General features: G+C 47.0%; 12 protein-coding genes. 4 read left to right on the top strand and 8 right to left on the bottom strand.

Annotation, left to right across the window (positions count from 1 at the left end; translation table 11 throughout):
* Positions 1-2 precede the first annotated feature (2 nt).
* The 6 genes from VIS94_16425 to VIS94_16450 all read right to left on the bottom strand — a co-directional run bounded on the left by VIS94_16425 (position 3) and on the right by VIS94_16450 (position 8068).
* Positions 3-1007, bottom strand: coding sequence for a Gfo/Idh/MocA family oxidoreductase (locus VIS94_16425; protein HEY9162664.1), 1005 nt, complete (start codon positions 1005-1007; stop codon positions 3-5).
* Between the two features lie 12 nt (positions 1008-1019).
* On the bottom strand, positions 1020-2309 hold the full coding sequence (locus VIS94_16430) for a DegT/DnrJ/EryC1/StrS family aminotransferase (protein ID HEY9162665.1): 1290 nt from the start codon (positions 2307-2309) through the stop codon (positions 1020-1022).
* 96 nt (positions 2310-2405) lie between these two features.
* Positions 2406-4067 carry a hypothetical protein gene (locus VIS94_16435; GenBank protein HEY9162666.1) on the bottom strand — a complete coding sequence of 554 codons (1662 nt, stop codon included), beginning with the start codon at positions 4065-4067 and terminating at the stop codon, positions 2406-2408.
* A gap of 87 nt (positions 4068-4154) precedes the next feature.
* Positions 4155-5768 (bottom strand): hypothetical protein, encoded by a 1614-nt coding sequence (locus tag VIS94_16440; protein HEY9162667.1) that lies wholly within the window; start codon positions 5766-5768, stop codon positions 4155-4157.
* A 28-nt stretch (positions 5769-5796) separates the two neighbouring features.
* On the bottom strand, positions 5797-7494 hold the full coding sequence (locus VIS94_16445; GenBank protein ID HEY9162668.1) for a TIM-barrel domain-containing protein: 1698 nt from the start codon (positions 7492-7494) through the stop codon (positions 5797-5799).
* 124 nt (positions 7495-7618) lie between these two features.
* A complete protein-coding gene (locus VIS94_16450) occupies positions 7619-8068 on the bottom strand; it encodes a PaaI family thioesterase (GenBank protein HEY9162669.1) in 450 nt (149 codons plus the stop codon).
* A 111-nt stretch (positions 8069-8179) separates the two neighbouring features.
* Here VIS94_16450 and VIS94_16455 point away from each other — a divergent pair, with 111 nt between their 5' ends.
* Together VIS94_16455 and VIS94_16460 are read left to right on the top strand one after the other, a co-directional pair.
* Entirely contained in the window at positions 8180-9745 is a 1566-nt protein-coding gene (locus VIS94_16455) for a neutral/alkaline non-lysosomal ceramidase N-terminal domain-containing protein (GenBank protein ID HEY9162670.1), read from the top strand.
* A 188-nt stretch (positions 9746-9933) separates the two neighbouring features.
* Positions 9934-10245 (top strand): hypothetical protein, encoded by a 312-nt coding sequence (locus tag VIS94_16460; GenBank protein HEY9162671.1) that lies wholly within the window; start codon positions 9934-9936, stop codon positions 10243-10245.
* Positions 10246-10292: 47 nt separating this feature from the next.
* Here VIS94_16460 and VIS94_16465 read toward each other — a convergent pair whose 3' ends face one another.
* Both VIS94_16465 and VIS94_16470 read right to left on the bottom strand, forming a co-directional pair.
* Positions 10293-10811, bottom strand: a complete 519-nt coding sequence (locus VIS94_16465) for a DUF1439 domain-containing protein (GenBank protein ID HEY9162672.1) — start codon at positions 10809-10811, stop codon at positions 10293-10295.
* A gap of 17 nt (positions 10812-10828) precedes the next feature.
* On the bottom strand, positions 10829-11296 hold the full coding sequence (locus tag VIS94_16470) for a glucosaminidase domain-containing protein (GenBank protein HEY9162673.1): 468 nt from the start codon (positions 11294-11296) through the stop codon (positions 10829-10831).
* Between the two features lie 254 nt (positions 11297-11550).
* On the opposite strand from VIS94_16470, the gene VIS94_16475 reads away from it, so the two are divergent.
* Together VIS94_16475 and VIS94_16480 are read left to right on the top strand one after the other, a co-directional pair.
* On the top strand, positions 11551-13173 hold the full coding sequence (locus VIS94_16475) for a thiamine pyrophosphate-binding protein (GenBank protein HEY9162674.1): 1623 nt from the start codon (positions 11551-11553) through the stop codon (positions 13171-13173).
* 19 nt (positions 13174-13192) lie between these two features.
* Complete coding sequence (locus VIS94_16480) at positions 13193-14869, top strand: carboxylesterase/lipase family protein (GenBank protein HEY9162675.1); 1677 nt, start codon at positions 13193-13195, stop codon at positions 14867-14869.
* Positions 14870-14879 lie beyond the last annotated feature (10 nt).

Raw genomic sequence — 14879 nt, forward strand, 5'->3', positions numbered from 1 at the left:
GTTTAAAGGTCTACGGCCTTGCCTGTTGCTGATGATTTGTAGCCTGCGTCAACTATGTTCATGACGGTCATGCCTTCAGCAAGTCCTGGAAAAGGCGTCTTTCTGTTTTTTATGCAGTCTATGAAATGGGTCATCTGTGTCGTGTAAATGCTCTGATCGCAATGTTCCATCTTCTGAGGAAGTTCGGGCTTGAATTCGCCGAACAGAAAACCGTTTCTGAGTTTTAATTCCGTGGGGAAAAGGCTTGCATAGCCTTCGCTGCCGTAAAGCCTTGTCCCTGCCTCGGGCCCGTCCATGTGAGGCTGCCACCACCCGCTTTCGATTATGGAAGTTACGCCGTTATCCCATGTGATGACCAGTATGCCGGAGTCGTCCACGTCGTAATCTCCCATATAAGTTCCGATCCTTGCATAAACCTGAGCGGGTTTAGGATCGCCGAGGATATATCTTACCGTGTCGATTGCATGAACGCCCATGTCTGCAAGCGCCCCTCCGCCTGCGAGCTTTTTCTCGGTGAACCATCCTGCAGGCCCCCAGTTGACATGGATGCCATAACCTTTTGTCTTGAAGACTTTTCCTATTCTGCCGGACAGCACGATGTCCCTTATATAATTGACCTCAAGGTCGAATCGCCACATGTGGCCGACCATTACAAGCTTTTTTGTCCTTCTGGAGACTTTGGCCACTTCCTCGGCCTCTGTTGAGTTCATTGCCAGAGGCTTCTCGACGAATACATCCTTGCCGTTTTTCAGGCATTCGAGAGTGAAAGGTGCATGGAACCTGTTAGGAGTCGCTATGATGACAGCATCGATGTCATTGCGTTTTATCAGCTTCATTGCGTCATCGGTGGTGTCCTTAATTCCGTATGTGCCGGCAAATGTCTTTGCATTATCAAGAGGCAACGCACAGACCGAGACAAGCTCAACACCGTCAATGGTTTTAAGCCCCCGTGCGTGATAGTGAGAAATAAAACCTGCTCCGATAAAGCCTATTCTCGTTTTCCTCATATGCAACCTCCCTTAAGGAAGTGTTATGGCGCCATACTCGTCTGCTGAGGCCTGGATTTTTCTGATGGCATAAGCGATATCGTCCATATCCGCCTTTTTTCCCATGAGTATTTTGTGGTGAAAGGTCACGGCCGTTTCATAAAAAAGCTTCTCGCAGACAGGAAGGCTGAACCTTGAAGGGTCGATGGCCTTAAAGTGTTCATCATTGATCCTGTAGCGCTTCTTTGTATGTGGTCTGTAAAGCGTGCAGTTATTGAGTGGCTGGTAGCAGTCATCCACAACGCAACCCAGTTCACCCATCATGGCCCACCGGAACTTCTCGAGCGACAGGCCGCTGAAAGCCTCCTTGTCATAAGTGAAGCCGAAGTTGAAATAGGCCTGAAGATCGACCCGGCTGTCACGTTTCTGAGCAGTTATGCCGGGAATTTCTTTAAGGAGCGTAATGAGATACTTGTAGTTTTCATCACGAAGCCTTGTCTGTTCAGGAAGTCTTTTGAGCTGACATATCAGGACTGCTGCCTGGAAATCGGTCAAACGGTAATTGCCGGACTGTATGAAATCGCCTTCAAGTGTGTACGTGCCTGAGCCCTTGTCGTCGATAGTATGAGTCCCTTCAGGCCTTCTGCCGCAGTTGCGCAGTGCATCGAGCTTCGCCCAGAGCATGTCGTCATTCGTAGTGAGCGCCCCGCCTTCACCGGCTGTCATGACTTTGCTTAGCTGCATGCTGAAGCTGCCGATATCGCCCAATGTCCCGGCGCTTTTACCGCGCCAGACGGAACCGTGCTGGTGTGCGCAGTCTTCGATGACCATCAGATTGTGCTTTTTAGCTATTGCAAGGATTGCATCCATATCCGACATGCAGCCATAGAGATGAACCGGCATGATGGCCCTTGTACGGGGTGTTATTGCGGCTTCGACTGCTTTGGGGTCGATGCACCAGGAATCAGGCTCGACATCGACGAGTATGGGGACTGCATTGACGTCAAGGACGGCGGCGGCGGTTGCCTGCCATGTAAGGCCGGGAACGATCACTTCGTCGCCGAAACCGATATCGCATGCTTCCAGCGCCAGCTGGAGGGTGACGGTTCCGTTTGCTATGGCGAGGGCATATTTGCAGTTGTTGAATTTTGCAAAGGCATCTATGAACTCTCTCTCTTTTGGCCCCATATAAGACCAGACACCGCTTTCAAGTACTTCGATAAGACCTTGTTTTTCATTATCGTCCCATACGGGCCAGCCTGGCCATGGGTTCTGATTTACATTGCGAACAGGTGTTCCACCCAAAACTGCAAGTTTTGCCATGTACATTACCTCCGGGAAAAAATTACTGCCTGTCAGAAATTTACGTGCCTGACAGGCAGAGTATTTTGTTAATAACCGCGCAAATTTAAGTCAAGGCTAATTTTGAGCCTGCCTGAGCAGTTTCTCGGCATATCCATAGATTTTGGTTGCGGCATCCGGGCTTACGGAGTTCTCCTCGCCGTAAGGGGCTTTCAGATTCCCGAATGTATAGGGTTCCTTTTCATCCCACTGGCTTTTGGGTATCAGATATCCCAGATGGTCATTCCCCAGATTCATTATCATATTGACCTTCCCGTGCATAAGATTTCTCAGGGGGGCATTAATCATTTTAAGATCAGCCTCGGTAAGGCTTGAGTAATAATCACCTTCAGGCGGAATGCGCACGCCCCCTTTGGCTATCTCTGGATAAAGTTCTCCGGGCAGGGTGAGCATCAGAAGGTCTCCGATTTTAAGCACGTTCAATTCAGTTTCAACTGCAAGCTTGCCATTTTCGGTATATGACTTCCTTTCGATGAGGCCCGCAAAGAATGCCAGTAAATAAAGCTTGTTCTGGACATCTATTTTATCTTTCAGGACATAGTAACTGATATCAGGGGATGGATTTAACTCGACTTTCCCGGATTCGATTGCACCTGCGACAGTATCTGCAAGCAAATTGCCCAGCGCTTCAGCCTTTTCGAAGTTCTCCTTGTTGTATTCACCATACTTATACTGTCTTCCCCAGTATTCGGTATTGTCATAGACCACCCTTGAACTTACATATTCAAGTACATATTTTCCGGCATCCTCGTCATAGAATACAACTGGGTCGGAAACATAGGTGGAAACCGAACCTGTATTTCCAGTTATGAAAATCGTTTCTCCGCCGAATTTCTCATGAAGGGCGTTTCGCAGATATCCGACATAATCGGCGGAAATGAGCTGATTCCACTGCCAAACGGCCTCCACATGGTTGCTCCAGTTGACAAGCGTGCCTATCACATGTCCGTCCTTGGGGGATCTGAACACGGCAATGCGCAGGCCGTTGTCTGTTACAAAAGGAGGTCTGAGGTCTGAAAGTCCGAAGTCGTTGGGTGCTGTCAATTTGATCATGTCCTTCAGGGGAAGCTTGATACGTTCATCATCAGTAAGGTTCAACTGGTCCTTATCCAGAACCTCGCCGATATACATCCGGGCGGGTTCCATGTTTTTTACTGCCTGTCTGACTGCTTCTATGGCGGATTTGTTGTTCAGTTCTATGCACCTCTTCAATGCGCTGAAGTCGTAGAAATTCAATACCGAATATATGCCGCTGTTGTCAGGGACGTCATGATTATGAACCGAATGGACAATAAGATGATCTATGCCGTATTTCGAGCAGACCGCATCCCTTATTATCTGGGTGTCGTTGATGCTGAGGCTGAATGCATCGATGGCGACTATGCCGATTCTCTTTTTGCCGTCATCGATCACTGTCGCTACCGAATAGATCGGATCATGCACTCCAAGTGCGGTGCGGTTCCAGGGCGCCATGTTGAAGCCGGATATAAGATAACCTTTGTAGTTATCACCGATCTCTATGATCGGGGATCTGCCGAATCCGACTTTAAGGCCTGTGTAATCCGCCCAGGGATCTTCACTGTCAGGGTAGGTGTTGTCATTGGTCTCCGGCTGGTATTTTGCGGTGGGGCTATCATTGCTTCCCGAACTGCCGCAGCCTGAGAACAATATCATCATTATCAATGATGAAACAAGGAGAGATATCTTTAATAACCTCATCTTAAAGCCTCCGGAAGATATTTTAATTAAAGAGGGACAGTAAATCCGCCCCTCTTATTTCAAATCAAATATATTAAGAAGATATTCTTATTGTACCTGTTCAAAGAGCTTCAATGCAACCTTATGAATTAAGCCCGCCGCATTGGGTCCGATGGAGTTCTCTTCTCCGTAAGGCGCTTTTTCATACCCGAGCATGTAAGGCTTTTTCTCATCCCACTGGCTTTTGGGAATTAGGTATCCAAGGTGATCGTTGCCCAGGTTCATGATCATGTTCACATCACCTTTCATAAATGTCCTGAGGGCTGGAATTTCAACGGCGGCCTTGTTTCCGGCGGTTTTCTCATCCTTGGGCAGTTCATTATAATAATCGCCGGCAGAAGGGTTATCATTGGGGACATAGATTCCGCCGGTTGCTATCTCCGCGTAGAGTTCGCCGGGAACCGTAAGCATCCATAGATTACCGATTGTCAGAAGGTTCATTTCGGTTGAGGTCCATAGCGTTCCGTCTTTGTCTTTATATCCGTTCCTGTCCATGATTCCCAGGTTATAAACAAGGGCGAATTTTGAATTTTCAATGGAGATATCAAAGGTTTCCTTATAAAGTTTGATTTTTGGTTCGGGATTTAATTCGGCCTGACCGCTGTCTAATGCCGAAACAATCAGATCAGCTATCTGTTCACCTTGTGCCCATGGCTTTTTAAAGCCGTCTTCAAGCGTATATTCTCTGCCTTTATAAGTAACAGGGGTTGTGATCTTGATGACCTCGTATTTGCCGGTCTGAGGGTTATAGAACACCTCGGGTTCATCTTCGGGTGTTGTTATTGCACCCACACAACCTGTTATATAGACTGTTATACAGCCAAGCTTCTTTGCTAGTCCGTCGCGCAGATAGCCGGGGAAGTCGGCTGAAATCAGCTGGTTTTTTCTCCACATGGTCTCCACGTGATTTCCCCAGTTGACAATCGAACCGATAATCTTGCCGTCCGATACCGCCTTGAATATCGTGAAGCGGATTCCGCTGTCCAGTATGAACGGGGGGCGAAGATCGGTAAGTCCAAGGTCGTTAGGCTTTTCAAGAAGTTCTATATGGTCAGTGCTTGCCATGAGAGGATCTTCAAGGTTGAGGGTGTCTCTACCCGTTATCTGGCCAATATACATTTTTGCAGAAACCATGTTTCCGGCGGCCTTAGATACAGCTGCAACAGCAGCATCCTTGAGAATATTATTGAACTTGTCTTTTGACTTGGGGTTAAGGATGCTCCACATGCCGTTATTGTCAGGTACATCATGATTATGAACGGCATGCACGATTACATGGCTGATGCCGTAAGACGCCTGTATCCTGTTGCGGACTTCAAGCGTGTCCTGATACCTCCAGCTGAAGGCATCAAGTGAAACGATTGCAATCTTTATGCTGCCGTCATCAAGGACCGTGGCTGTTGCATATAGGGGATCATGCATGCCCTTGGAGGGGCGGAATATCGAAAACCCCGCCAGCCAGTATCCAGAAAGGTCATCGCTTTTTGTCAGGATTGGTTCCTGTGCAAAACCGGCCATGATATGAGTTTTATTTTCCTCAATGCTTGCTGCCGAAACGTCTGCCGACAGATCATCACTTGTATCTGAGTTGCTGCATGCTGATGCGGAAATAAGAACAATCGATAGAATGCCTAGAAACAAAATACTGTGAAATCTGTGCATCGTGTATCCTCCTCATATTTCTAAGGTACTAGAAATTCAACCTAATCTCAGTACCTGCTGTTGCATCTTTTATGGCGACCCATGTGACCTTGCCGTCAACAAAATAGCCGTACGGTAAAGTGGAAAGTTCCGCCATACTCATGACTTTTGCAAACTCCATACCAGAACCCGACCGTATGCTCTGGGGGGTGGATTCTCCGTAAACCCTGAATAAAAGAGGCCATTTTGTTGGTGTTGATCTTAAAATCAGGGAATCGTTATTTTTTATGTAAGAAATTAGCGAACCTTTTTCCCTTTCTTCATAAAGGCCGAACTTTTTTTCACCTTTCTCAGGATAGACGAGTATGGTCGTATAATCTTTAGAAAGTTCCGTCCCATGTCCTGTGGCATCGTTTACTACATTCATGGGGATGATTGCCCCTTTTCGGATAAAGACCGGGAATTCGGAAAGAGGAAAGTCCAGTTTTCTGATGCCAGCCTTATATTCCTTTGATTCGTCCCACAGATATATCCAGGTTCCGAACGGATAGACAACAGTCCTGTCATTGCCTGCCTTGTAAAAAGGCGCAACGAGGATGTCATCACCAAGGAGATAGGTATAGGCACCTGCCTGCGGCCTCATTGTGGGTTTGCCGAGTTCGTATGAATATGCGGCCTGAGAGTAAATATAGGGAATAAGCTCATTATGAAGGAAGACATATTTTCTGTATATCTCAAGCGTCTCGTCGTCATACATCCAGGGTCTGTGTTCACCGTTCCCGCCGTTTTCCATAATGGGGCATAATGCGCCGAGCTGAGTCCACCTGATGAATACATCCTTGGACTTTTCACCGTCCGACCTGAAGCCTCCTATGTCCGAGCCATAGCTGACAAAATTGAATTGAGCGGAGCTGAACATATTATTGAGAGCATGCTGAAGCCCGCCCCAGTCATTGTCGTTGTCGCCGACCCAGCCGTAGAAATTGACATCGCAGCTTGTATATACAAGCGGAAGGCCTATCTTGAGGATCTGATCATCGACAGGCCTTGCCATGATAACCCTGTCCCTGCCCAGTCTGTTCCTGGTATATTCAAAGAAATCACGGTAACACTGATCGCGGTATTCCGCCCATGAAATCCAGCTTCCTTCGTAGCTTGTAGCCGGCAGCAGAAGCATTACCATGGGGTCGGTTCCGTCGACCTTCCAACAGTCAATGCCCATGTCCAGGATGTTGTCCATCTGATTATGCCACCACTCAACCGCTTCTGGATTTGTATAATCAAGAAGAGCGCCCTGACCTCCCCACCAGGGGACGGTTTTCCCGCCGCTCAGGAAGTAGCCTTTGTCCTTTCCTTCCTGAAAATTGGATGCCGTGTCGTTCACGATACTTGTAGCCCACATGATCACCCTTATACCCATACTGTGGAACAGCCGAACGTAATCATTGAGGTCGGGATAAAGTGCCGCGTCAGGGATGAATGTATTTGAATCGGTGGCCCATGGGCGGTCGATGATAGTAGCACCGACCGGGATACCGTGAGACAGAAAACCATTGATATGATTCAGTGTCGATTCCTGTGTCCCTTCATTTTCCCATACGCAGTGTGTGTGCACCCATACAGGCCAGAGAGGGGGTTCCAGGCTGGGGTCTTTTATATTACCGCAGTTTGAAAAACCCGTAAGGCAAAAGAAAACAAGTAAAATTATAATTGAGGTTAACGGTACGGGAGTCCTCTTATAGTTCATTTTATTTCCCCCTCATCAGCACTTTTGAAGCGAAACATATTTAAAAAAACGCTTCCAATTGGTTCACATTATCAGTTCCCAAGCTGTTTTGTCAATGATCGGCGCAGTCGGAAAACATAACGGCTCATGCCTTTGGAACGGGAATTATGTAATAAGTGCAGGTGGATTCCGACACCGTTTTACCGCTGCTGTCGGATGTCGTCATATCTAGTATCCAGTCGCCTTTGCCCCTCTCCTTGACAGGCGCGATCATTTCATCAGCCTTTTCCTGCGTAAGGAAAAGTTCACAGAAAATATCCGTTGATGAAGGTTTGATAAACCGGATGTTCATGGCCCTGTTGATTGGAATATAGCTTTCGGCTCCGTAAGTGGCAAGGAACAGGGCGGCTCCAGCAACCTCCATCAGCATAAAGTATGTGCCCGCATATACGATTCCCACATGGTTTATATGCTGCGGATTGACGGGTACTGACAAAAGGATATGCCCTTTTTCAAATATATCGACTTTGAGACCACTTTGCTTGACCCATGGGATCGTATCCGTAAGGGCTGTCTTGAGCTCCTCTGTGTTCATATTATCCGGCCTCCTTGCCGACGTTATTTTACCTTGTTGACATATTATCATAATTTATATTTAATTTAACGATAGCTGTAATTTAAAAATTTATTTTATGAGGAGATGACGATGAAGCATCTGAGAAAAATTATCATATCCGCAGCCATCCTTCTTTCATTGGTCTTTTCAGGTTGTTCAGGAAGCAGCAGCGACGACTCTGCTTCGGCAGGGGGGGAAGCCTCGGTTTCAGCCGGTGTTTTCCAGGCAGGGGCTGCGATAAAGACTCTTGTGCCGTCAGATAATCCTGAATGGTACAAGGAGGTCTGTCTCGGCGGTTTCGGGATACTCACAATCCGCAATTTCTCGCAGCTGATGTCTGCAAGGGCAACCGGCGTGCACGATAAACCATATGCAAGGGCCATAGTGATCACACAGGGAGACAATACAGTCGCATTCCTGGTAATGGACGCTGCCATGCTCAGCAACAATGTAATCAATGAAATAACAAAAGGCGCTTTTATGAAGACCGGCATCCCTCAAGAGAATATTTTCGTAGCTGCCACGCATTCTCATTCCTCCGCCGACCTTCTTGGATATATGGGAGGCGTCTCCGAAGGATACAGGACGTTTCTGATTGATGCCTGCATCAGGACAATAGTTAACGCTTATGAAGACAGATCGCCTTCCAGGCTCATGATGTCACAGACACGCTATGTACCGTCCGTAATATTTGGTGAGGACGGCAATACTTTTATAAAAAACGGGGAAGAAATTACCTGGGTCTACAACCGCAGGGGATGGACGACATTGAATAAAGAGGAAGCCGATGCTGAAAAGGCAATAGGTTTGAAACCGAATTATACTCATCCTGATGTCGATCCGACTATCAATGTGCTTGAAGCAGTCGATATTTCCACTGGCAAACCCAAGGGTGTTCTCATTAACTATGCATGCCATCCGGTCATAGTGACTGATACGACAACAAAGATATCCAGGGATTTCTGCGGTTATCTGGTAGACTATGTTCAGAAGCGGATTGGAGCGCCGGCGATATTCATCCAGGGGTCGCAGGGTGATGTGAACCCGGTTGACTGGGAGGATATAGGAGCTGATGAGAATAATTGCTACTTCTTTGCAAAACAGTTCGGTGAGGATATCGCAAAACAGGCCATTACATCCATGTCGGACCAGTCGGCCATAAGCGGTGATATATATATCTCACGGAGAACCGTAAATGTTGATATAGATAATCCATTGTTCATACTTCTGCTGGGAATTCAGAAATCTTTGATCGATATGACCTTCTCAGCAAAAAACAAGGCCGAAACCAGCGTTTCATATATAAGGCTTGGCAAAGAGCTCCAGATCATCACATATCCGGGTGAGCCTGTCACGCATATGGGACTGGGTTTCAGCGAAGGTGAGCGTACGGGTAAGGACGGGTCATTGATAGAGGCCATGACGGGTCCGAAGCAGATAATGAAAGCACCTTTTAAAATGGTCACTGGGCTTACAGGTGACACATTCCTTTATCTTGTGCCTTCTGTGGAATGGAAGAACTCACCAGACCCGATGCCTGGATTATTCGGTACTCCTTATGAAGAGCAGATGAGCATGTCGCTTAAAGGCGTATTTGCCGATGAGTGCCGCGAGGCCGCCAACAAAATGATCAATGCGGATACAGGAATAGAATAGAAGCTGAATATATGGTCCTGCACTGTATTCTCTAACCGGATACCTGGCAGGACCTTTTCTTTAGAAAGTATATCCTAAAATCCCAAGACAACAGATATCCCGGGATTCCAGTAAATTTTTCGATAAGAGCTAATGTCCGGAAAGAAATTCGCGATAAGAAATTTATACAATCATGAAAGGAGCGCTGCATGATAGCATGGAGGAATATCAAACTGCATATAAAAGGACTGCTCATCGCTCATTCGGACAACAGAGAAAGCAATTTGCGTATTCTCAAATATTTCAAGGAAAATCCCAAGATGAGGAAAAAAATCCTGAAGGCGGTGGATGACTGGCTCACAAGAAGTGCGTGTGTTGAGAGTTTCTGCAAGGATGAAAATGTTATAAGCTTGTGTAAGGCTACTACAACAACACCCATTGAACTTTATGCTTATGTTCATAAATTCTGGTTTGTTGACAGGACCACCATACTGGCGAATAACTTCAGCGATGATATATGAATGATTCCGTCAGCCGGTTATGATCCTGTAAAAAGAGAAGGTGGAAGTTAAAAGGATACTAAAAACACCAGGCTGTCACCCTTAACACTGATGCCTTTAAGGAGCATTTTGGCCATGTTCTGCTTGTAGTCATTCGGGTTGAGCTGATAGAGTGGTGTATCGCTAAAGAGTCCGTTTACAATCATAGATGTTAGCGACATGAGCTGATCCTTCCCGATAAAACTGTTGACGTTGTTCATGGTGATATCGGTTAGCTCGAAATTGCTCATGTAAAATGAGGTATTTTCCGGCCTGTAAACAGGTTTGCATTTGAAGCTTACGGTTCCGCCCACTTCTTTTATCAAAAGGGCGGCGGAATACTTCATTTTAATCCCGATGGAGTCGTTCACGAAAAAGACCTGAGGAGCAAAAAGTCTGATATTTGCGATCATTGAATCTTTTTCAATAGGGAATTTCTTTTCAACCATTTTCTGAATTGTCGATCTTGGAATTGTTACTTCCTTTTCGGCCCGGCATCCCAGAATAGCCAGCATGATAATAATTGCCGCATATATCATTTTTTTCATTTCAAAAATTTCCTTTCTCAGCGGTTTATCCTGTTCTGCCTGCTGTATTCTTCCAGTTCGGCAGTAACCCTGTCCACCTTTGTGCCATATGCAGGGTCTGTAGCCCATTTCCCGGTAAGCTGGAATACGTATATGGCGCTTCCCCTTTTAACATATTTGAACCTGGGATCAACAATTTCATTGACTGGCTGGCTGGTTGAAGCATATGCCTTCAGATGCTGGATGTGTGCTCTTACCCCGAGCCTCATGTCTGAAAAGGATTCGCCTTTGGTCTGGGAATTGAAAACACCGAGCCCGCAGAAGTTGAACTGTTCCGCGCTCGCTGTTCCTCCGTATGACAGAAAGCCGGTTTCAATGCACATCTGGGCGAAAGCCACGTCCTGGTTGATGTTTTCGGCGCGTGCCTCTTCTAGGTAGATAAGTGCGATCTCATTGGCAAGGTTCCTGTCTATCCTGCTGTTCTTCATGATGAGATATTCTGACATGTCATTTGCTTGCGAAACCCCGGGGCCTTCAATCATGTGAGAGGGGTGAGCACAGGCAGAAAAAATGGAAATGCATACAGCCAGGATGCAATTGAGCAAACGGGATCTTATATTCTTCATAAAACAAATATCGGTCTCAAAAATAAAAAAATCCAGTACTGGATTTGATAATCATAAAAAAATTGCGATTAATACTTGCTGATGTCTTTTCCGAACAACTAGAATAAAAATCACTCTTATCCAGGGGACATGTGATGAATACAGGCGATTATCTGATTAGTGCTGTCAGGGAAGCGGGTGCCGGACATGTGTTCGGAATTCAGGGCGACTATGTGCTTAAATTCTATGAGATGCTTTATAACAGCTCCATTAAGCTTGTAAATACTACCGATGAAGCCTCGGCCGGATTTGCAGCCGACGCTTATGCAAGGGTCAGGGGTTTCGGTGCGGTCTGCGTTACTTACGGCGTCGGTGGGCTTAATCTGGTCAACAGCATTGCCCAGGCGTATGCAGAGCTTTCACCTGTGCTTGTGATAAGCGGTTCTCCCGGAATTTCCGAACGCTCGGCTGATGCATCGCTGCATCACAAAGTTCACGACTTCGATTTTCAACTGAAGATATTCAGGGAAATCACAGTCGCCCAGGCCGTATTGAACGATCCGGAATCGGCCGCTGATGAGATAGATCGTGTAATCAGAGAAGTTCTTAAACACAAGAGGCCGGGATACATTGAACTGCCGAGGGACATGGTGACAGTAGAGACGGCTGCTCCTCATAAGAAATTTTCGGATAAAGATGTTAACGACCGTGATGCGCTTGAAGAAGGTCTTAAAGAAACTCTTGAAATGCTGGCTGGTGCCGAAAAACCGCTCATATCAGTGGGTATTGAGATTCACAGGTACAATCTTCAGGAAGAGGTGCTTGCCCTGCTGGAAAAAACCGGGATGCCTTTTTTTACAGGCATTCTGGGGAAATCCGTCCTTTCTGAAAAACATCCGCAGTTTATAGGAGTATATACAGGCGGCATGAGCAAGGATTATGTGCGCAATACTGTACATAATTCCGACTGTCTGCTCCTGCTTGGTCCTATGATTACTGATTTTAGCACTGGTATGTTCACCATCAATATAGATGCATCCCGCTGCATAATCGTGAATGAGGGCATGCTTGGTATAAGTCACCATGTCTATAAAAGCATCAGTATGAAGGCATTTATTGAACGACTCACGGCAACATGGGACAAACCGAAAATAGATATGAAGATTCCCGCCAGAACCGGGATTAAGAAATTCAGGCCTGAAAAAGGCAGAAAGATAACTGTTTCCAGGTTTTTTGAGTGCATCGACGGTTTTATCGCAGATGACGATATTGTTGTCGCCGAGGCTGGCGATACCATGTTCGGCTCTCTCGATCTTTGCATACACGGTTCCACTGAATTTATTGCTCCCGCTTTTTACGCCTCGCTGGGGTTTTCAGTTCCGGCTTCTCTCGGAGTGCAGCTTGCTTCACCCGGCAGGCGGGCGGTTGTGCTTACAGGAGACGGAGGATTCCAGTTCAATGCCATGATGCTTTCGGTTTCCGCGAAACTCGGCCTAAACCCGATTGTCGTAATACTCAACAACAACGGATACGGTCTTTTCCGGCCCATGATAGACGGCAAGTTCAATGATATACCGGATTGGAACTATGCAGAAATTCCACGGGTAATTGGAGCAGGCAAAGGTTATAAGGTAACCACGGAAAACGAGCTTGTGACTGCCCTTGATAAGGCAAGAAAAAACGAATATTCTCCCACGATCATAGATGTCAGGATAGAAAGATATGACAGTTCGGACGCTACGAAAAGACTGCTCGAAAGCCTGAAAAAGCGTATATGAAAAAGCATAGGAGGTTGAAATGAGAAGCATTAAAGTTGTCTTTCTGGTTTTCTTTATATCAACACTGTCTCAGGTATGCCTATTTGCAGAATCTTTGCAGACAGGCGTCAACCCGACCGGTGCGATTTCAACCGAAGAAGTTCAGGCGGGTCAGCCTTCTACGGCTGTCACACCCGATCCTGCTACAGTAGCAACCCCTCTGGGCCTGGTGAGGGGTAAAATTTCCGGTGATGTCGTCTGCTGGCTTGGAATCAGATATGCCGAACCGCCTGTTGGTGCGCTCCGCTTCAAAGCTCCTGTGCCTGTGAAGCCCTGGGATGGCATTTATGATGCTACGAAATTCGGGTTTGCCGCCCCTCAGCCGCCCCCTTCCTCTACTGAATTCACCGGAAAAGGCGAAAAGAAATCCGAAGACTGCCTGTTTCTGAATATATGGGCAAAAAAAGGTGTGACCAACAGGCCTGTCATGGTCTGGTATCACGGGGGCGCATACATGTCCGGCGAGAGTTCTCTCGGACTCTATAACGGGGAAAGGCTGGCAAAAGAGCGCAATGTGGTTCTTGTAACTGTGAACTACCGCCTTGGCTCCCTTGGATTTCTTTATTTCTCCGATCTGGCCAGAGATGCCGGTCTTGCCGATGACTTCACTGATAACCCTGGAATGCGCGATCAGATCGAGGCGCTCAGATGGATTCATGACAACATTGCCTCATTCGGCGGCGACCCGGGCAATGTGACCATTTTCGGGGAATCGGCAGGCGGTTCTACTGTCATATCCCTTTTATGTGCGCCTGCGGCCAAAGGACTTATCCACCGTGTAATTGCAGAAAGCGCGGCGCCTTCCTGTATATACGGCAGAGAGACCGGCACTTTCTATGCGAAAAAATATCTGGAAATCCTCGGGCTGAAGCCGGAGGATGTAGGAAGACTTAAAGATATCCAGGCAGATAATCTGGCGGACGCAAACAGAAAAATACTTGACTGGAATGCCTTTGACAGGCCGGGGTCGATTCCGTTCGGTCCTACGGCCGAAACCGTTACGATGCCGCTTGATCCCTTGAGTGCTGCGGCTGCCGGTGCGACTGCATGCGTCCCCCTGATAATCGGGACGAATCATGATGAGGCAACACTATTCAGAGGGGATATACCAATAGTTCCCACCACGCCATTTCTTATAAACAGAATGCTCGATAACACTAATCCTGATAAAAAAGAAAGAATTCTGAGGGCCTATCCTGGATTTCCATCACATGACAGCGTCATAAAAACCGCCACTGATGCGTTTTTCCTTCAGCCTTCGATTCAGTTCGCCGAGGAATATGGCAAACATGCTCCGGTATGGTTCTACAGGTTCGATTATAAGCCGCCAATGACACGTCTGCTCGGGTTTAACGCCACTCACGGCAGCGAGATTGTCCATGTATTCCATACATACAATACTCTGGCAGGCAGGCTTATTACTTTGTTTGCATGTCCGGGTGATAGGCGGAATGTGGGAAACTCAATGCAGTCGGAATGGGTTAATTTTGCAGAATACGGCGATCCCAACGGCCCGGGAACGAACGACAAAGTGTGGCCGGCATACGACACCACGTGCAGGACGACCCGCATATTCGGAATGAAAAAGATAACAACCATTGATGATCCCGATAGAGAACGCCGCGAGGCCTGGCAGGGGGTGAAGCTGTACAAATGAAAATATTAAG

Source organism: Desulfomonilia bacterium (assembly GCA_036567785.1).
GTDB lineage: Bacteria > Desulfobacterota > Desulfomonilia > UBA1062 > UBA1062 > DATCTV01.

Coding starts and splice junctions, on each gene's coding strand:
- VIS94_16425 (HEY9162664.1), bottom strand. CDS start 1,007: ATGAGGAAAACGAGAATAGGCTTTATCGGAGCAGGTTTTATTTCTCAC.
- VIS94_16430 (HEY9162665.1), bottom strand. CDS start 2,309: ATGGCAAAACTTGCAGTTTTGGGTGGAACACCTGTTCGCAATGTAAAT.
- VIS94_16435 (HEY9162666.1), bottom strand. CDS start 4,067: ATGAGGTTATTAAAGATATCTCTCCTTGTTTCATCATTGATAATGATG.
- VIS94_16440 (HEY9162667.1), bottom strand. CDS start 5,768: ATGCACAGATTTCACAGTATTTTGTTTCTAGGCATTCTATCGATTGTT.
- VIS94_16445 (HEY9162668.1), bottom strand. CDS start 7,494: ATGAACTATAAGAGGACTCCCGTACCGTTAACCTCAATTATAATTTTA.
- VIS94_16450 (HEY9162669.1), bottom strand. CDS start 8,068: ATGAACACAGAGGAGCTCAAGACAGCCCTTACGGATACGATCCCATGG.
- VIS94_16455 (HEY9162670.1), top strand. CDS start 8,180: ATGAAGCATCTGAGAAAAATTATCATATCCGCAGCCATCCTTCTTTCA.
- VIS94_16460 (HEY9162671.1), top strand. CDS start 9,934: ATGATAGCATGGAGGAATATCAAACTGCATATAAAAGGACTGCTCATC.
- VIS94_16465 (HEY9162672.1), bottom strand. CDS start 10,811: ATGAAAAAAATGATATATGCGGCAATTATTATCATGCTGGCTATTCTG.
- VIS94_16470 (HEY9162673.1), bottom strand. CDS start 11,296: ATGTCAGAATATCTCATCATGAAGAACAGCAGGATAGACAGGAACCTT.
- VIS94_16475 (HEY9162674.1), top strand. CDS start 11,551: ATGAATACAGGCGATTATCTGATTAGTGCTGTCAGGGAAGCGGGTGCC.
- VIS94_16480 (HEY9162675.1), top strand. CDS start 13,193: ATGAGAAGCATTAAAGTTGTCTTTCTGGTTTTCTTTATATCAACACTG.